Below are 16,507 nucleotides of genomic sequence, written 5' to 3' on the forward strand. Positions count from 1 at the left end.
CTGAACTCTACCCCGAATACCACGATCGAAGGTCACCCAAACTAGTTAAGCGACTACCTGGAGTCCGATTGGAACGCCTGCAGAATCTGCTCCGCCGCAAGGGTGGCGGTGAGCTCTCCAAGGCGGACTTTCTCTTCGAGAGAGGGGGCGAGAGAACGCACGGCGGCACTCTCGCGCACCTGCCGCCACAGTTCGTCGTGGACCATCATCCAGGTCCAGTCGATCTGCTGACGCCGGCGGCGTTCGTCCAGTTCTCCGGCGTTCTCCAGCGTGTCGCGGTGTTCCAGCACTCGGGACCACAGGTCGTCGAGACCGGTGCCGGTGAGGCCCGAACACGTGAGCACGGGCGGGTGCCAGACCGCGTCCGGCGGGCGGAGCAGCTTGAGCGCGCCTGCCAGTTCGCGGGCGGCCTTGCGCGCGTCCAGCTCGTGCTCGCCGTCGGCCTTGTTGACCGCGACGACGTCCGCGAGCTCCAGGATGCCCTTCTTGATCCCCTGCAGCTGGTCGCCGGTGCGCGCCAGCGTGAGGAACAGCGAGCAGTCGGTCATGTTCGCGACGGCCACCTCGGACTGCCCGACCCCGACCGTCTCGACCAGCACCACGTCGTACCCCGCGGCCTCGACCAGCACGATCGTCTCGCGGGTGGCCTTCGCGACGCCGCCGAGCGTGCCGGACGTCGGCGAGGGCCTGATGAACGCGTCGCGGTCCACCGACAGCCGCTGCATCCGCGTCTTGTCGCCCAGGATGCTGCCGCCGGTGCGGGTGGAGGACGGGTCGACGGCGAGCACCGCCACCCGGTGCCCCCGCCCGGTCAGCATGGTGCCGAGGGCGTCGATGAACGTCGACTTGCCCACGCCGGGCACGCCGGTGATGCCGACCCTGGTGGCGCCGCCCGACTTGGGCAGCAGCTCGACCAGCAGCTCCTGGGCCTTGGCCCGGTGGTCGGCGCGCGTCGACTCGACCAGGGTGATGGCCCTGGCCAGCACGCCCCGGTTGCCGTCGAGGACGCCTTTCGCGTACTCGGCGACGTCTATCGTCCTAGGCATCGTGGTCTAGTTGCTTCGCCAGCTTGACCAGGAGGTCCTTCGCGGCGTCCGCGATCACGGTGCCGGGCGGGAAGATCGCCGCCGCGCCCGCCGCGTACAGCTCGTCGAAGTCCTGCGGCGGGATCACGCCACCGACGACGATCATGATGTCCTCGCGCCCGAGCTTGGCCAGTTCCTCCCGCAGCGCGGGCACGAGCGTGAGGTGGCCGGCGGCGAGCGAGGACACGCCCACGATGTGCACGTCGGCCTCCGTGGCCTGGCGCGCGACCTCCTCGGGCGTCTGGAACAGCGGGCCGACGTCGACGTCGAAGCCGAGGTCGGCGAACGCCGTGGCGATCACCTTCTGGCCGCGGTCGTGCCCGTCCTGGCCCATCTTGGCGACCAGGATGCGCGGCCTGCGGCCTTCTTCCTCCGCGAACGCCTCGACGACCTCGCGGCAAGCGTCCACGTTGGACACCGATCCGACCTCCTGCCGGTACACGCCGGAAATCGTGCGGATCTGCGCGCTGTGCCGCCCCCACACCTTGCCGAGGGACTCGGAGATCTCGCCGACGGTGGCCTTGGCGCGGGCGGCGTTGATCGCCAGCTCCAGCAGGTTGCCACCGGCGTCCGCCGCGTTCGTGAGAGCGTTCAGCGCACTGTCCACTGCGGACTGGTCGCGTTCTTCCCTGAGCCTGCGCAGCTTTTCGAGCTGCTGCGTGCGCACGCCGGCGTTGTCGACCTTGAGGACCTCGATCTGCTCGTCGGTGTCCACGAAGTACTTGTTGACGCCGATGACGGGCTGCCGTCCGGAGTCGATGCGCGCCTGCGTGCGCGCCGCCGCCTCCTCGATGCGCAGCTTGGGGATGCCCTCGTCGATCGCGCGGGCCATGCCGCCGGCCTTCTCGACCTCGGAGATGTGCTCCCACGCCTTGGCCGCGAGCTCGTTCGTGAGGCGCTCGACGTACGCGCTGCCGCCCCACGGGTCGATCACGCGCGTCGTGCCGGACTCCTGCTGGAGCAGCAGCTGCGTGTTGCGGGCGATGCGCGCGGAGAAGTCGGTGGGCAGCGCCAGCGCCTCGTCGAGTGCGTTGGTGTGCAACGACTGCGTGTGTCCCTGCGTCGCCGCCATGGCCTCGACGCACGTGCGCGCGACGTTGTTGAACACGTCCTGCGCGGTGAGGGACCAGCCGGAGGTCTGGCAGTGCGTGCGGAGGCTGAGGGACTTCTGCGACTTGGGCTCGAAGTCGTTGACCAGCTTCGCCCAGAGCAGGCGCGCGGCCCGCATCTTGGCGATCTCCATGAAGTAGTTCATGCCGATGGCCCAGAAGAAGCTCAGGCGCGGCGCGAACTTGTCGACGTCCAGCCCGGCCGCCTTGCCGGCGCGGATGTACTCGACGCCGTCCGCCAGCGTGTACGCCAGCTCCAGGTCGGCCGTCGCCCCCGCCTCCTGCATGTGGTAGCCGGAGATCGAGATGGAGTTGTACTTCGGCATGTGCTGGCTGGTGAAGGAGAAGATGTCGGAGATGATCCGCATCGACTGCTTCGGCGGGTAGATGTAGGTGTTGCGGACCATGAACTCCTTGAGGATGTCGTTCTGGATCGTCCCCATGAGCTGCTCCGGCTTCACCCCCTGCTCCTCCGCCGCCACCACGAAGAGCGCGAGAACCGGCAGCACCGCGCCGTTCATCGTCATCGACACGGACATCTTGTCCAGCGGGATGCCGTCGAACAGCGTGCGCATGTCGTAGATCGAGTCGATCGCCACGCCGGCCATGCCGACGTCACCGGCGACCCTGGGGTGGTCCGAGTCGTAACCGCGGTGGGTGGCCAGGTCGAACGCGACTGACAGCCCCTTCTGCCCGGCCGCGAGGTTGCGGCGGTAGAAGGCGTTCGACTCCTCGGCCGTGGAGAAGCCCGCGTACTGGCGAACGGTCCACGGCTGGTTGACGTACATCGTGGGGTACGGGCCCCGGAGGAACGGCGCGACGCCGGGGTAGGTCCGCAGGAAGTCGAGGCCGTCGGTGTCCTCCGGCCCGTAGACGGGCTTCACCGCGATGCCTTCGGGCGTCTCCCACGGCGGCAGGTCCGTCTCGTACTTCGCCTGTGGGAGAGGGCCGAGGTCGATGTCCGCGAAGTTGGGGATCATCGCTCCACTCCCAGGAAGGTGTAGGTGCCGGTGAGGATTTCGAGGGCCGGGCAGCCCGCGAACACGAAGCCGTCGACCTCCGCCTCGGTCTTCTTGCCCGCCAGGAGCACCTTTTTGGCGCCGGCCTCGCGCAGGGCCTCGACGGTCGCTGTCGCCTGGTCGGCGTAGCTGGTCTCGCTGCCGCACAGGACGGCGACCTTCGCTCCGGACTCCCTGAACTTCTCGGCCACCTCCTCGGCGGACCTCGTCGGGCCCGCGTTCGGGGTGGCGAAGCCGCCGGCGTTGAAGAGGTTGGCGGCGAAGGTGGCGCGGGCGGTGTGGGCCGCGACCGGGCCGAGGGTGGCGAGGAAGACCTGCGGGCGTTCGGGCTGGGCGTCGGCGAGGTCGCGGAGCTCCTCGAAGGCCTGTGCATAACGCACCCGCGGCAGCCCGAAACTGTCGGACCTGCCTGAGAAACTTGGAGTGGGGGCCGCGTCCCCCCTGGGGGCCGGCGAGTCGGAATCGATTCGGGGCGCCGGGTCGCGCACGAGTGCGGGCTCGGCCGCACTCGTCGGGTCGGGAACGACTGCGGGCTCGACTGCCGGCGCCGGGTCGCGCACCACCGGCTTCTCGCCGAGGTTCGGGAACTCGCTGACCCCGGTGATCGGATCCGCGCGGTTCGCGAGCCGCGCCGACCGCGCCTCCCACGTGGCGGCGATCCGCGAGGCCACCAGCGGCCCCGCCTCCCCGATGCCCCCTGCGCGTTCGATCTCCTGGAACCACGCCCACGCCTTGAGCGCCAGCTCGTCGGTCAGCTTCTCCACGTACCAGGAACCGGCGGCCGGGTCGATCACCTCGCCGAGGTGCGACTCCTCCAGCAGCAGGTTCTGCGTGTTGCGCGCGATCCGCCTGGCGAACTCGTCCGGCAGGCCGATCGCCGCGTCGAACGGCTGCACCGTCACCGAGTCGGCCCCGCCGAGGCCGGCGGCGAGGGTCGCGATCGTCGTGCGCAGCATGTTCACCCACGGGTCGCGGCGGGTCATCATCGCCGACGACGTCACGGCGTGCTGCACCTGCACGCCGTCGGCGCCGGACACCTCGGCGACCCGCGCCCACAGGCGGCGTGCGGCGCGCAGCTTGGCGATGGTCATGAACTGGTCGGCGGTGGCCGCGTAGCGGAACTCCAGCTGTGCGAAGGCGTCCGGCACACTGAACCCGCCGCCTTCGAGGGCGCGCAGGTACGACACGGCCAGGGCCAGCGAGGCGCCCAGCTCCTCCGAGTCGGAGCCGCCCGCGTCGTGGAACGGAAGTGCGTCCACCACGACGGTCCGCAGCTCCGGGAACGCCGAGCGCGCCTCCCGGATCACGTCGAGGGCCTCGCCGAACGGGGTCAGCGCGAGGTTGCCGCGCACATCGGAGGCCAGCACCGGCGCCTGGTCGTAGATCCGCAACATCGCTCGTGCGGCGTCCACGGAACCGTCGAGCACGATCGGTGCGAGGTCGAGGTAGACGCCGTCCAGCAGGCGTTCCAGCGAGGCCGCCGGCACGGCGAGCCACAGCGAGGTGACGCCACCCTCCAGGTCGTTCATCAGGGCGACCGGATCGGGAACGGCGTGGCGCTGGCGGACGTCCCAGCCCTGCTTCACCGGGGCGAGCGCGTAGGGTTCCAGTGCGTCGTCGAGGGTGTAGAGCGGCTGGAGTTCGATGCCGTCGTAGGTCTTCGTGACCAGCGAGTCGAAGCTCGCTCCGGTCTTGGTCAGGACGGCGTCGACCAGCTCTCGCCACTGTTCCCTCGACGCCGAGGGGAACTCGTTCGGGCGGAATTCGGCGGGCAAGGCCAACTCCATCATGCGTTGCAGTGTCTCCGACCGGTACCCGCACGGCTATGTGAGGTTCACCGCCGTGAACGAATCAGACAGTAAGTCAGGAAGAATCGAAGCGTGGACGAGGTTGACCCCCAGCGCCTGATCGCGGATCGGTACCGGCTGTTGCACGTGCTCGGCCAGGGCTCGATGGGAACCGTGTGGGCCGCCCACGACGAGGTGCTGGGCAGGCAGGTCGCGGTGAAGGGCATCCTGCACACCCCCGGCATGCCCGACGTCGAGGCCGCCCAGCTGCGCGAACGGACCATGCGCGAGGCGCGGTCGATCGCCGCGCTGTCCCATCCGAACCTCGTCACGCTCTACGACGTCGTCCAGCAGGACGGCGAGCCGTACGTGGTCATGGAGCTGGTGCCGTCGCGCAGCCTCGGCGAGGTGCTGCAGGAACAGGGGTGTCTCACCGAGAAGCAGGGCGCGGCGGTGCTGGACGCGGTCGCGGCGGCGCTGGGGTCGGCGCACCGCGCGGGCATCACGCACCGGGACGTGAAGCCCGGCAACGTGCTCATCGCGGACGACGGGCGGGTCAAGCTCACCGACTTCGGCATCGCGCGCAACGTCGCCGAGGCCACCATGACCGCGCGCGGCATCACGCTCGGCACGCCCGCCTACATCGCGCCAGAGGTGGCGCAGGGCGGTGACGTGTCGGAGGCCGCGGACCGGTGGTCGCTGGGCGCGACGTTGTGGGCCGCGATGGCCGGCGAGCCGCCGTACGTGGGCAAGAACGTCATGCAGACGATCAACGCGGTGATCAACGGTGACGTGCCGGTGCCGGCGGGCGCCGGCAGGCTCACGCCGGTGATCAGCGGGTTGATGCGCAAGGAGCCGACCGACCGGCTGGAACTGGTCGACGTGCGCAAGCAGGTCTACGCGCTGCTGCCGGAACCGGGCACGGACGCGTTCGAGGTCCGCGGGCCGGTGGCAATGCCGATCGTCGTGCGGCCCAAGCCGAAGATCGCACCCGACGCGCCCCTGGCGGACGACCCCGGCCCGTTGCCGTTCCTCGTCACGAGGCCGGCGCCCGCACCGCGGCGGCAGCGGAACAGGCTCGTCTCGGCGCTGGTGGTCGCGGCGGCCGTCGTTCTGTTCGTGGCGGGTTCCGGCGGCGGGTTCGCGCTGACCAGGCTGGCCGCGGGAGCCCCGCTGCTGCCGCCGGCCGAGCAGTCGGCGCCCACGCTGCCGACCCTGCCCACGTCGGCGTCGCTGCAGCCGCGCACCGCCGCGGCCATCACGGCGAACGGCGACCAGGGCGGCAAGTTCACGCTGAACGTCGAGCAGAGCTGGACGACCTACAGCGAGCAGAGGGCCGGTGACCTGCGGTTTCCGCCCTCGGCGGTGGTGCACTTCGTGTCCGGGAGCGGCGCGTACGAGGTGACCGTGCAGCGGTTCCCCGAGTACTACCCGAAGCGGGACATCAAGGCGTACGTGCTCGGCGTGCAGGGGCGCTGGCCCGGCAGGTTCTTCGGCGGCGAGAAGGTGCAGACGGAGAGCCTCGCGGACTCGCGGTACGAGGAGAGCATCCAGTTCTTCTACAAGACCGTTGAGGGCGACGAGCCCAACGCGCTGAGGAGGTCGCACTTCTCTCGCGTGCTCCCCTTCGGCAACGACCTGTGGGTCGTCGAGGTGGTCGTGCCGACGGAACAGGAGGACGAGGCGCGCGTGCGGTTGTTCGACGCGATCGCCTCCACCTTCGCCCCGGTTTAAGCTCTCGCGGTGACTCCAGAAGAGCTGGCCGGCAAGGCCGCGGAAGAGATCCAGAGCCGCACCGGCATCAAGAAGCACGACATCGCCATCGTGCTCGGCTCCGGCTGGCGACCCGCCGCCGACGTGATCGGAGAGCCGGTCACCGAGATCCCGGTGGGCGAACTGACGGGCTTCGAGGCGCCGACCGCGCTCGGCCACGGCGGCACCATCCGTTCCGTCGAGGTCGGCGACAAGAAGGTCCTCGTCGTGCTCGGCCGCACCCACGGTTACGAGGGCAAGGGCGTTCAGAAGGTCGTGCACGGCGTACGGGCCGTTGCTGCTGCCGGAGTGTCCACGGTCGTGCTGACCAACGCGGCCGGTGGCCTGCGGCAGGGCATGTCCGTCGGACAGCCGGTGCTGATCTCCGACCACCTGAACCTGACGTCGCTGTCGCCGCTGGTCGGCGCGCGGTTCGTCGACCTCACGGACCTGTACTCGCCTCGGCTGCGCAAGCTCGCCCAGGAGATCGACTCCTCGCTGGAGGAGGGCGTGTACGCGGGTCTGCCGGGTCCGCACTTCGAGACGCCCGCCGAGATCCGGATGCTCCGCACGATGGGCGCCGACCTGGTCGGCATGTCGACCGTGCACGAGGCGATCGCCGCGCGTGCCGAAGGTGTCGAGGTGTTCGGGTTGTCGCTGGTCACGAACCTCGCGGCGGGCATCACCGGCGAGCCGCTGAACCACCAGGAGGTGCTGGAGGCCGGTGCTGCCGCGGCCGAGCGCATGGGCACGCTCCTGCGTTCGCTGGTGGACCGCGCATGAGCCTGACGCCGGCACTGCGTGACGCGACGTTCCGGTGGATCGCTGACGACCCGTCGGACGTGACTCGAACCGAGCTGCAGGGCGTGTTGGCACGGGCCATGGGCGGCGACCCGGCCGCCTTGGAGGACCTCCAAGACCGCATGGCGGGACCGTTGACGTTCGGCACCGCCGGGCTGCGCGGGCCGGTGCGGGCGGGCACGAACGGCATGAACGTCGCCACGGTGGTCCGCGCGACCGCCGGGCTGGCGGCCTGGCTCACCGGCACGGGCGTGGTGTTCGTCGGACGCGACGCACGGCACGGCTCGGAGGAGTTCGCGACGGCCGCCGCCGAGGTGATGGCGGCCGCGGGCTTCGACGTGCGGGTGCTGCCGGGGCCGTTGCCGACGCCGGTGCTGGCGTACCTGGTGCGCGCGCACGGCGCGGTGGCGGGGATCCAGATCACCGCGTCGCACAACCCGCCCGCGGACAACGGGTACAAGCTCTACCTGGCCGGTGGTTCGCAGATCGTGCCGCCGTCGGACGGGGAGATCGAGAAGGCGATCGAGGCGGTTCCGGCGGCGGTGTCCGTGATGCGGAACTCCTCGTACACAACGGTTTCCGACGCCGAGGTCGACGCGTACCTGGACCAGGTCGCGTCACTGCCACGCGGGAACTCGCGTTCGTTGAAGATCGCGCTGACGCCGATGCACGGCGTGGGTGGCGCGTTCGCCGTGGAAGCGTTGCGGCGCGCGGGTTTCACCGACGTGCACGTGGTGCGGTCGCAGGCGGTGCCGGACCCGGACTTCCCGACCGTGGTGTTCCCGAACCCGGAGGAGCCGGGCGCGTCGGACGAGCTGCTTTCCCTTGCGGCGTCGGTGGACGCGGACCTGGCCATCGCGCTGGACCCGGACGCGGACCGCTGTGCTCTCGGGGTGAAGGACGGCTCGTCGTGGCGGATGCTGCGCGGTGACGAGACGGGCGTGCTGCTCGGCTCGCTCGTGCTGTCGACCACGGAGTCCACGGATCCGTTGGTGGCGACGACGATCGTGTCGTCGTCGCTGCTGAAGTCGATCGCGGCCGCGCACGGCGCCCGTTACGCGGAGACGCTGACGGGCTTCAAGTGGCTGGCCCGCGCGGGCGAGGGCCTCGTGTTCGCCTACGAGGAGGCGCTCGGCAACTGCGTCGACCCGGAGCACGTCGCCGACAAGGACGGCATCTCGGCCGCGGTCGTCGCCGCGGACCTGGCGGCCGGCCTGAAGGCCTCGGGCCGCACGCTGCTGGACGCGCTGGACCAGCTCGCGACGGACCACGGCCTGCACCTGACCGACCAGATCTCGTTGCGGTACACCGATCTGAGCCTGATCGGCGCGACGATGTCCCGGCTGCGCGCGACCCCGCCGTCCGACTTCGCGTCGGAGGACCTGCTGCCCGGCGCGGACGTGCTGCGCTGGACGGCGGACGGGGTGCGCGTGATCGTGCGGCCGTCCGGCACCGAGCCGAAGCTCAAGGCGTACCTGGAGGTCGTCGAGCCGGTCACGGACGGACTGGAGTCCGCCCGTGCGTCAGGCAGGGCCCGGCTGGCAGAACTACGCGAACGGGTGACGGCGCTCGTCAGCTAGTCAGAGCGATCGCCAGGCACAACGCGGCGACGACAAAACCCCCGCCGGCCACGAAGTAGGCCCTTCTGGTCGGCGGGGACACCGCGTTGCGGCGCCCCTCGGTGACCGCCGCGACGGCGATCCGCCCGAAGATGTACGCGATCGTGCAGAGCCCCACGCCGAGTCCGAGCAACATCGTGTTGACGTCCCACGGGCTGTGGTCGAACCCCGGCCACAAGGACGCGAAGAGCGGCCCGAACCCGATCATCCCGATGCCGACGGCAAGGCCGAAACCCCAGGTGATGCGACGTTGACGAGGACTGGTGTGCATTAGGGCGGTGGTCTTCATGGTCCCTCCTGTGTACACCCTTCAAGACGCGCTTCCGGCACCAGGGTTCCGTTTGCCGAGCAACAAGAACGCCTGCGGGCCACCTTCGCCCACACCCCTCTGACGTTGCAACCGCGCCACTTCGTTGAACCCGGCTTCGGTCGCGTTGCCTGCGGTCTCGTCCATGTCGTGCCAGTGGACCGTGAGATCCACGTCGTGGCCGTACGCGTGGGTGAGCGGCTTCTGCTGGTCACCCAGTTTGAAGGCGTGCAACAGGTGTCCGCCAGGCCTGAGGACCCGGTGGAACTCCCGCCACGGGACCTCGGTCGCCGGCATGTGCACCGTGGAGTACCAGACGACCGCGCCGCCGACGCTCTCGTCTTCGAGGTCCAGGTCCGTCATGTCGCCCTGCGTGAAGGTGAGGTGCGGGTAGAGCCGCCGCGCCTGGTCGAGCATGCCGTCGGAGAGGTCGATGCCGGAGGCGTCCAGGCCCAGTTCGTGCAGGTGGTGGGTGATGCGGCCGGTGCCGCAGCCGATGTCTACCACCGGGCCGTCGGTGAGTTCGGCGAACGCGCGCATGATTGCGGCGTCGAGCGGGCGGCCGTCGTGCGCGTCGGGGAGGAGGCGGGCGTAGTCGGCGGCGACGATGTCGTAGGAGGCGCGGGTCACGGGCGCCCATCGTGCCGAACTATGGGCGGCGGCGCGGGAGCTTTTCGGTGAGGCTCCGGGATCGGGTCGCGCGGAGGGCTTCCGCGGCGACCTTGAGGTCTTTGGCACCTCCGCGCTCGTAGACGCGGTGCAGGAAGCGCAACTCGACCCAACGCCAGATCAACGCGGAAATGGTCGGTACCACCAGAGCTGCTGCAGCCCACCATGCCGACATGTCGACTCCACAACGACTAAGCCCATCGTGAGCTTGATGGGTCGCTGTGTTGACATCTCACTTCTTCGCAGCAGCAAGCTCTCCCTTGCGCAGCCGTGGACTCCTGCTCACCTCGGATGGCTCCAACTGCCGAAGAAGTCCGCGACGCCTCCGGCCCGCAGACCGGCACTCGCTGCCGACCTCAGCATATCGATCAGCCGCGCCGAACAGGTTGCGCACCGCAAAATCACCCGTCAGCGTGTGCGCATGTCCAGGTTGTTGATCGTCCACCACACCCCGTCCCCCGCCCTCCAGGCGATGTTCGAGGCCGTGGTCTCCGGCGCCACCACCCCCGAGATCGAGGGTGTCGAGGTCGTGAGGAGGGCCGCGTTGTCCACAACCGCTGTGGATGTCCTGGGGGCCGACGGCTACCTGCTGGGCACGCCCGCGAACCTCGGCTACATGAGCGGCGCGCTGAAGCACTTCTTCGACACCGTCTACTACCCGTGTCTCGACTCCACGCGGGGCAGGCCGTTCGGGCTTTACGTGCACGGCAACAACGACACGACCGGGGCGGTGCGCAGCGTGGAGACCGCCACGACCGGGTTGGGCTGGGAGAAGGCGGCGCAGCACGTGGTCGTCACGGGTGAGCCGACGAAGGGCGACGCGCAGGCGTGCTGGGAACTCGGCGCCACGGTTGCGGCGCAGTTGTCCACATGAATCCCAGGGTTGTCCACAGCCTGTTGTCCCCAACCTGTGGACAACCCTGGGGATGCGTTCGAACGTGTGTTCTAGCGACCGATGACGCTCATGTCCGGGTACCTGTCCCCGGCCACGGCTGACGCCGGCACGGCGGCCTCGATCGCGGCCAGGTCGGCTGCCGACAGCTCCAGCGACGCCGCCGCCACGTTCTCCTCCAGGTACCTGATCCGCTTGGTGCCGGGGATCGGCACGACGTCGGACCCGCGGTGCTGCACCCACGCCAGCGCGAGCTGACCGGCCGTCACGCCCCGGTCTGCGGCCAGGGCCTTCAGCGCGGCGACCATCCGGAGGTTCGCGTCGAGGTTCGAGCCGGAGAACCGCGGGTTCGCGGCGCGGAAGTCGCCGGAGCCGAAGTCATCTGACGACGCGAAGCGGCCGGTCAGGACGCCTCGGCCCAGTGGCGAGTACGGCACGATGCCGATGCCCAGTTCGCGGGCGGTGGGGACGATCTCGGCCTCGATGTCGCGCGACCACAGCGACCACTCGCTCTGCAACGCGGTGATCGGGTGGACGGCGTGGGCGCGGCGCAGGGTGTCGGCGCCCGCCTCCGAGAGGCCGAGAAAGCGCACCTTGCCCTCGGTGACCAGCTCGGACATGGCGCCGACGGTCTCCTCGATCGGGGTGTCGGCCGGCACGCGGTGCAGGTAGTACAGGTCGATCGTGTCGACGCCGAGGCGCTTCAGCGAGCCCTCGACCGCTGAGCGCACGTAGGCGCGGTCGCCGCGGATCGAGCGGCCGCCGCCCTCCTCGCGGACGATGCCGAACTTCGTGGCCAGCACGTGGCCTGAGCGGCCCGCCAGTGCGCGGCCGACCAGTTCCTCGTTCACGTGCGGGCCGTACATGTCGGCCGTGTCGATCAGCGTGACGCCGAGGTCCAGGGCGCGGTGGATCACCGCGATCGACTCCTGCTCGTCGCCGGCGCCGTAGAACTCCGACATCCCCATGCAGCCGAGCCCCTGCGGCCCGACCTCCAACGATCCCAGTGAACGGCTCACGCCGTCGCCTCCAAGTCGCGCTCGACCACCGCGTAGTGGTCGATCTTGTAGTCGAGCACCCCGAGGGACGTCTGCAGCTCCGCGATGCGGGCACGGACGTCGTTGCGGTGCTCGACGAGGATCTGCCTGCGGCGGCCCGCTGTGAGGTCGCCGCGGTGTCTGAGCTGCGCGAACTCGCGCATCATGCGGATCGGCATGCCGGTCGTGCGCAGGCGCGTCACGAAGGCCAGCCAACCCAGGTCTTCCTCCGAGTAGCTGCGACGCCCGCCCGAGTCCCGTGCGGGCGGGTCGACGAGCCCGATTCGTTCGTAGTAGCGCAAGGTGTCGATGGACAACCCACTGCGCTGCGCGGCTTGGGCTATCGAGTAACTCACGACTCGACGCTAAGACCTGGAGTGCACTCTAGGTCAAGCGGAATCCTTCGAGATGCCCCACGCTTCGAGATGGCCCGCCATCTCCGGCACGTCGATCTTGTCGCGACCGAGTGCGCGGACGAGGTCCAGCGCGTCGTCCTCGTCGGCGTCGATCCAGTAGCCGTTGATGTCGCACATCGTGACGGCGGCGACCCAGGCCAGCCGCCAGTTGCCCTCGACGAGAGGGCGGGTTCGGACGATCGAGTCGAGCAGAGCGGAGGACTTCAGCCACAGCGTGTCGTAGGCCTCCACGCCGAGCACGGTGGCGCGGGGACGGTAAGCCGCCGTGTCCAGCAGGCCGATGTCCCTGACGAGGAGATCACCGCCGGTCACGGCCGTGGCCAGCACTAACAGGTCCCCGGCGTCGAGGTAGGAGATCACGGCACCCAGTTGATCAGAGAGGTCTGACAGTTTCAGGAAGAACCGAGCCTATCCAAAAGACCTCGGTACTTGGGCAGGACTCGCTGCAACACCTCGCCGAGCTTCTCCTCCTGCTGCATGCGCCGGTAGCGATCCGCGATCGCCAGCCGCACGACCTCCTGCTTGGAGCGCCCCTCGGACTGCGCCAGTTCAGCGAGCCGGTGGTTCTCCTCCTCGGTCAACCGCAAGGTCATCGCCATGGAGTGACGGTATCAACGTGATACCACTCAGGCCAGAGGCCGATAGGATTGCGCGATGCCCAGGCCCAAGACCCACGACGACGCGCTGAGGCGGCGTCTGCTCGAACGGGCGGGCGAACTGCTCAGCACCGACGGACCCGCCGCGGTGAGCCTGCGCAAGATCGCCACTGACGTCAACACCTCGACGACGGCGGTCTATTCCCTCTTCGGCGGAAAACCAGCGCTGCTCGAGGCCCTCTACGACGAGGCGTTCACCCAGTTCGGCACGAGCCTCGCCGCGGTGCCCGTCACCGAGGACCCCGCGGAGGACCTCCTGCAGATCGGGCTCGCGTACCGGCGCAGCGCGCTGGAGGACCCGCAGTTCTACTCGGTGCTGTACTCGAAGGTCGTCGAACCGACGAAGGAGATGAGCCGCGCGGCGGGCAGGACGTTCGCGCCGGTGATCAACGCGGTGCGGCGCGCGGTCGAGCAGGGCGTCTACCTCGCGGAGGACCCGGAGCAGATCGCGATGTCGATGTGGGGCCTCGCGCACGGCCTGGTGAGCCTGGAGCTGAACGGGAACCTGCCGCCCGGCGTGGACGCGGAATCCACCTACGAACTGGCGTTGCGCGCGCACGGCAGGGGCTGGCGGGCGGAGGCCGGGAAAACCCTGTGACACCACGGAATCCGGGGAGGCGGCCGCCGCGAAACCTCCCCGGACCCGCTGAACTGTCCGGTTAGGACAGTCCGTCTCGGTGGTGCGGTACTACTTCAGGGCCCCGGAGAGCGCCTTGATCAGCTCGCCCTGCGGCGTGTCGCCGTCGAGCGACCAGATCATCGCGCCGCCGAGCCTGCGGTCGTTGATGTAGCGCGCCTTGCGCTTCATCTCCGTCGCGTCGTCGTAGGTCCACCACGTCTTGCCGTCGTAGATCCACGCGAAGCCCGCGCGGTCGTCGCGGTAGATCTTGTACTTGTTGCCGGCCTCGGAGAGCTTCGCCTTGATGCGGTGGAAGTCCTCGTAACCGGCCTCGTACTTGGCGGGCGCCGGCACACCGGTGCCGAACAGGCCGTTGCGCTTGCCTGGGGCCACACCGTCCCAGCCGCGGCCGTAGAACGGAACGCCGAGCACGGCCTTGGAGCGCGGGGCGCCGCGCGACAGCCACGCGTCGACCGTCACCTCGGTGCTGAACTCGAACTCCGACGGGTCGCCCTTCGGCACCCGCAGCGCGGACTGCTGGTTCGCCGGGGCGTCCCACGCGCCGTGGTAGTCGTAGCCCTGCAGCGTGCCGAAAGTGAGGTAGGAGAACACCTTCCTGACCTCGAAGCCGCGGTCCACCTGGGCCGGGTCGGCCGGCAGGAAGGCCGTCAAGTCGCGGTTCCAGCCCATCTGCTTGCGGTACTCGGCGAGCAGCAGGGTGAAGTTCTGCTTGTCCTCGGGACGGATGACGTTCGGAGGAGTCGGGTTGCCCGGGCTCGACGGCCACTCCCAGTCGAGGTCGACGCCGTCGAACACGCCCTTCGCCGCACCCGCGGGCAGACCGGGCAGGTCGCCCTTGATCCACATGTCGGTGCAGGACTTGACGTGCGCGGCGCGCGACTCGGCGGTCAGCGCGGCGTTGGAGAAGTAGCGCGAGCCCGTCCAGCCACCCAGCGAGATGTTGATCTTCAGCTTGGGGTACTTGGCCTTGAGCTGCTTGAGCTGGTTCAGGTTGCCCGCCAGCACCTGGCCGGCCTCGTCGGCCTTGCCGCTCACGGACTGCTCCGCGGTGTGGGGCATCTGCCAGTCGGCCCACGGGTCGGCGCTGACGCACTTGCCCGCCTCGTCGAGGAAGCCGAAGGCGTAGTTCAGGTGCGTGAGCCGCGCGGCGGCCCCGCTGTCGACGAGGTTCTTGACGCGGAAGTTCCGGTCGTACACGCCCCACTGGATGAAGTACCCGACGGTGCGGGTCTTCGAATAACCGTGGTGCCCATTGGTCTCGACATCGGCGTTCGCGGGCGCAACGGCCAGCGACGCTGACAGGGCGCCGACCGCAAGAGCGGCAGCACCCCATCTCCGTCTGGACATGTGACTCCTAAGTCGGATCGCGGCAGCGGCGATGTGTGGTCCAGAGCACGTTAGCCCGGAGGTCTAGACCACTGCTACGTCCGATCGGAGGTATGTCCTAAACCGCCCCGTACAGCCTGTCACCGGCGTCGCCCAGGCCGGGCACGATGAAGCCGGAGTCGTTGAGGCGCTCGTCGACCGACGCCGTGACGAGACGGCACGGGAGCTTCGAGTCCTCCAGGTGATTGATTCCCTCGGGCGCCGCGAGCACGCAGATCGCCGTCACGTCCGTCGCGCCGCGCTGGGTCAGCAGGCGGATCGTGTACGCCATCGACCCGCCCGTGGCGAGCATCGGGTCGAGCACGAACACGGGACGGCCGGCGAGGTTCTCCGGCAGCGACTCCATGTACGGCGTCGGCTGCAGCGTCTCCTCGTCGCGCGCCAGGCCCACGAAGCCCATCTGGGCGTCCGGGATCAGCTTGTGCGCCTGGTCGGCCATGCCCAGGCCGGCCCGCAGCACCGGCACGAGCAGCGGCGGGTTTGCGAGCTTGTAGCCGGTGGTACGGGCTACCGGGGTGTGCGTGCGGTCCTCCTTCAGCGGCGCCTCGCGCATCGCTTCGTAGACCAGCATCACGGTCAGTTCCTGCAACGCGGCGCGGAATGCGGCATTGTCCGTGCGCGCGTCACGCATCGTTGTGAGTCTCGCCTTGGCGAGTGGATGATCGACGACCAGGACGTCCATGCCCGACACCGTAACCCGCAGCGAGGAGCCAGGGGTGTTCGAAGAGATCTACCGCGAGGCACGTCAGCGCGTCGTCGGCCTGACGATGGGCCTGAGCGCGGAGGAGCTCGCCCGCACCGTGCCTGCCTGTCCTGAGTGGACCGTGCACCAGGTGGTCGCGCACCTGTCGGGCGAGGCGTCCGATCTGGTCAGCGGCCGCATGGAGGGGGCGCCGTCGGACGAGTGGACGGCGCGGCACGTCGCCGAGCGCGAGGACGTCCCCGTGCAGGACCTGCTGGAGCAGTGGAACGACTCCGGCGACCGGATCGGCGAGATGCCGCGCATCCCGTTCCAGCTGGCGCTGGACGCGATCACGCACGAGGCGGACCTGCGCGCGACGCTGGGCCGCGACCGCCTGCCGGACACCGTGTGGCAGCCGACCCTCGTGTGGATGGCGCCGCGCAGGCTGACCGACGTGACGGTGAAGACGGAGTTCGGCGACCTCGGCGACGGCCCGATCACGCTGGAGGTCGACGGCTACGAGCTGTGGCGCGCGTTCTTCGGCAGGCGCTCGCGCCGGCAGATGGAGTCGTGGGGCTGGTCCGACCCGGCACCGATCGACAAGATCCCGTTCTTCCCTGCGCGCGAGACCGACCTCGTGGAGTAAACGG

The 16,507-nt window shown here is 69.5% G+C and carries 17 protein-coding genes; 6 read left to right on the top strand and 11 right to left on the bottom strand.

Annotated elements, in window-relative coordinates:
• Positions 1 to 53: 53 nt before the first annotated feature.
• Genes meaB through ACFWN2_RS35240 form a run of 3 tightly spaced genes read right to left on the bottom strand, consistent with a single transcriptional unit; the run spans position 54 to position 5,003 of the window.
• On the bottom strand, positions 54 to 1,046 hold the full coding sequence (meaB, locus tag ACFWN2_RS35230) for a methylmalonyl Co-A mutase-associated GTPase MeaB (protein WP_382434875.1): 993 nt from the start codon (positions 1,044 to 1,046) through the stop codon (positions 54 to 56).
• Positions 1,039 to 3,174, bottom strand: a complete 2,136-nt coding sequence (scpA, locus tag ACFWN2_RS35235; protein ID WP_382434877.1) for a methylmalonyl-CoA mutase — start codon at positions 3,172 to 3,174, stop codon at positions 1,039 to 1,041. The genes meaB and scpA overlap by 8 nt, the downstream gene beginning before the upstream one ends.
• On the bottom strand, positions 3,171 to 5,003 hold the full coding sequence (locus ACFWN2_RS35240; protein WP_382434879.1) for a methylmalonyl-CoA mutase family protein: 1,833 nt from the start codon (positions 5,001 to 5,003) through the stop codon (positions 3,171 to 3,173). Before ACFWN2_RS35240 ends, scpA begins: the two co-directional genes overlap by 4 nt.
• Positions 5,004 to 5,093: 90 nt before the next feature.
• Here ACFWN2_RS35240 and ACFWN2_RS35245 point away from each other — a divergent pair, with 90 nt between their 5' ends.
• The 3 genes from ACFWN2_RS35245 to ACFWN2_RS35255 are packed head-to-tail and all read left to right on the top strand — an operon-like array spanning position 5,094 to position 9,133.
• Positions 5,094 to 6,734 (top strand): serine/threonine-protein kinase, encoded by a 1,641-nt coding sequence (locus ACFWN2_RS35245; protein WP_382434881.1) that lies wholly within the window; start codon positions 5,094 to 5,096, stop codon positions 6,732 to 6,734.
• A 9-nt stretch (positions 6,735 to 6,743) separates the two neighbouring features.
• Positions 6,744 to 7,535 carry a purine-nucleoside phosphorylase gene (locus tag ACFWN2_RS35250; protein WP_382434883.1) on the top strand — a complete coding sequence of 264 codons (792 nt, stop codon included), beginning with the start codon at positions 6,744 to 6,746 and terminating at the stop codon, positions 7,533 to 7,535.
• Complete coding sequence (locus ACFWN2_RS35255) at positions 7,532 to 9,133, top strand: phospho-sugar mutase (protein WP_382434885.1); 1,602 nt, start codon at positions 7,532 to 7,534, stop codon at positions 9,131 to 9,133. Before ACFWN2_RS35250 ends, ACFWN2_RS35255 begins: the two co-directional genes overlap by 4 nt.
• Here ACFWN2_RS35255 and ACFWN2_RS35260 read toward each other — a convergent pair.
• Both ACFWN2_RS35260 and ACFWN2_RS35265 read right to left on the bottom strand, forming a co-directional pair.
• The gene (locus ACFWN2_RS35260; protein WP_382434887.1) at positions 9,126 to 9,461 is read right to left on the bottom strand and encodes a hypothetical protein; all 336 of its coding nucleotides are present in this window, start codon (positions 9,459 to 9,461) and stop codon (positions 9,126 to 9,128) included. The genes ACFWN2_RS35255 and ACFWN2_RS35260 overlap by 8 nt on opposite strands.
• Before the next feature lie 21 nt (positions 9,462 to 9,482).
• Positions 9,483 to 10,109 carry a class I SAM-dependent methyltransferase gene (locus ACFWN2_RS35265; protein WP_382434889.1) on the bottom strand — a complete coding sequence of 209 codons (627 nt, stop codon included), beginning with the start codon at positions 10,107 to 10,109 and terminating at the stop codon, positions 9,483 to 9,485.
• 460 nt (positions 10,110 to 10,569) lie between these two features.
• On the opposite strand from ACFWN2_RS35265, the gene ACFWN2_RS35270 reads away from it, so the two are divergent.
• Entirely contained in the window at positions 10,570 to 11,022 is a 453-nt protein-coding gene (locus tag ACFWN2_RS35270) for a flavodoxin family protein (protein ID WP_382434891.1), read from the top strand.
• Between the two features lie 71 nt (positions 11,023 to 11,093).
• Here the strand turns inward: ACFWN2_RS35270 and ACFWN2_RS35275 are convergent, their stop codons facing one another.
• The 4 genes from ACFWN2_RS35275 to ACFWN2_RS35290 are packed head-to-tail and all read right to left on the bottom strand — an operon-like array spanning position 11,094 to position 13,092.
• The gene (locus ACFWN2_RS35275) at positions 11,094 to 12,008 is read right to left on the bottom strand and encodes an aldo/keto reductase (RefSeq protein ID WP_382435029.1); all 915 of its coding nucleotides are present in this window, start codon (positions 12,006 to 12,008) and stop codon (positions 11,094 to 11,096) included.
• 47 nt (positions 12,009 to 12,055) lie between these two features.
• Entirely contained in the window at positions 12,056 to 12,433 is a 378-nt protein-coding gene (locus ACFWN2_RS35280) for a MerR family transcriptional regulator (RefSeq protein ID WP_382434893.1), read from the bottom strand.
• A 33-nt stretch (positions 12,434 to 12,466) separates the two neighbouring features.
• The gene (locus ACFWN2_RS35285) at positions 12,467 to 12,853 is read right to left on the bottom strand and encodes a type II toxin-antitoxin system death-on-curing family toxin (RefSeq protein ID WP_089914793.1); all 387 of its coding nucleotides are present in this window, start codon (positions 12,851 to 12,853) and stop codon (positions 12,467 to 12,469) included.
• 32 nt (positions 12,854 to 12,885) lie between these two features.
• Entirely contained in the window at positions 12,886 to 13,092 is a 207-nt protein-coding gene (locus ACFWN2_RS35290) for a type II toxin-antitoxin system VapB family antitoxin (RefSeq protein ID WP_382434895.1), read from the bottom strand.
• A gap of 55 nt (positions 13,093 to 13,147) precedes the next feature.
• Here ACFWN2_RS35290 and ACFWN2_RS35295 point away from each other — a divergent pair, with 55 nt between their 5' ends.
• Positions 13,148 to 13,747, top strand: coding sequence for a TetR/AcrR family transcriptional regulator (locus tag ACFWN2_RS35295; protein ID WP_382434897.1), 600 nt, complete (start codon positions 13,148 to 13,150; stop codon positions 13,745 to 13,747).
• Between the two features lie 90 nt (positions 13,748 to 13,837).
• On the opposite strand, the gene ACFWN2_RS35300 is transcribed toward ACFWN2_RS35295, so the two are convergent.
• Both ACFWN2_RS35300 and upp read right to left on the bottom strand, forming a co-directional pair.
• The gene (locus tag ACFWN2_RS35300; RefSeq protein ID WP_382434899.1) at positions 13,838 to 15,136 is read right to left on the bottom strand and encodes a glycoside hydrolase family 18 protein; all 1,299 of its coding nucleotides are present in this window, start codon (positions 15,134 to 15,136) and stop codon (positions 13,838 to 13,840) included.
• A gap of 97 nt (positions 15,137 to 15,233) precedes the next feature.
• Positions 15,234 to 15,857, bottom strand: coding sequence for a uracil phosphoribosyltransferase (upp, locus tag ACFWN2_RS35305; protein WP_266039222.1), 624 nt, complete (start codon positions 15,855 to 15,857; stop codon positions 15,234 to 15,236).
• On the opposite strand from upp, the gene ACFWN2_RS35310 reads away from it, so the two are divergent.
• Positions 15,856 to 16,503 carry a maleylpyruvate isomerase N-terminal domain-containing protein gene (locus ACFWN2_RS35310; protein ID WP_382434901.1) on the top strand — a complete coding sequence of 216 codons (648 nt, stop codon included), beginning with the start codon at positions 15,856 to 15,858 and terminating at the stop codon, positions 16,501 to 16,503. The two genes, upp and ACFWN2_RS35310, sit on opposite strands and share 2 nt — an antisense overlap.
• Positions 16,504 to 16,507 lie beyond the last annotated feature (4 nt).

The organism is Lentzea sp. NPDC058436 (genome assembly GCF_042721515.1).
Classification (GTDB): domain Bacteria; phylum Actinomycetota; class Actinomycetes; order Mycobacteriales; family Pseudonocardiaceae; genus Lentzea.

Bases quoted from the DNA above. Each gene is read 5' to 3' on its own strand.
- meaB (WP_382434875.1), bottom strand. From the start codon at position 1,046: ATGCCTAGGACGATAGACGTCGCCGAGTACGCGAAAGGCGTCCTCGAC.
- scpA (WP_382434877.1), bottom strand. From the start codon at position 3,174: ATGATCCCCAACTTCGCGGACATCGACCTCGGCCCTCTCCCACAGGCG.
- ACFWN2_RS35240 (WP_382434879.1), bottom strand. From the start codon at position 5,003: ATGATGGAGTTGGCCTTGCCCGCCGAATTCCGCCCGAACGAGTTCCCC.
- ACFWN2_RS35255 (WP_382434885.1), top strand. From the start codon at position 7,532: ATGAGCCTGACGCCGGCACTGCGTGACGCGACGTTCCGGTGGATCGCT.
- ACFWN2_RS35260 (WP_382434887.1), bottom strand. From the start codon at position 9,461: ATGAAGACCACCGCCCTAATGCACACCAGTCCTCGTCAACGTCGCATC.
- ACFWN2_RS35270 (WP_382434891.1), top strand. From the start codon at position 10,570: ATGTCCAGGTTGTTGATCGTCCACCACACCCCGTCCCCCGCCCTCCAG.
- ACFWN2_RS35275 (WP_382435029.1), bottom strand. From the start codon at position 12,008: ATGGGGATGTCGGAGTTCTACGGCGCCGGCGACGAGCAGGAGTCGATC.
- ACFWN2_RS35290 (WP_382434895.1), bottom strand. From the start codon at position 13,092: ATGGCGATGACCTTGCGGTTGACCGAGGAGGAGAACCACCGGCTCGCT.
- ACFWN2_RS35295 (WP_382434897.1), top strand. From the start codon at position 13,148: ATGCCCAGGCCCAAGACCCACGACGACGCGCTGAGGCGGCGTCTGCTC.
- ACFWN2_RS35300 (WP_382434899.1), bottom strand. From the start codon at position 15,136: ATGTCCAGACGGAGATGGGGTGCTGCCGCTCTTGCGGTCGGCGCCCTG.
- ACFWN2_RS35310 (WP_382434901.1), top strand. From the start codon at position 15,856: ATGCCCGACACCGTAACCCGCAGCGAGGAGCCAGGGGTGTTCGAAGAG.
- upp (WP_266039222.1), bottom strand. From the start codon at position 15,857: ATGGACGTCCTGGTCGTCGATCATCCACTCGCCAAGGCGAGACTCACA.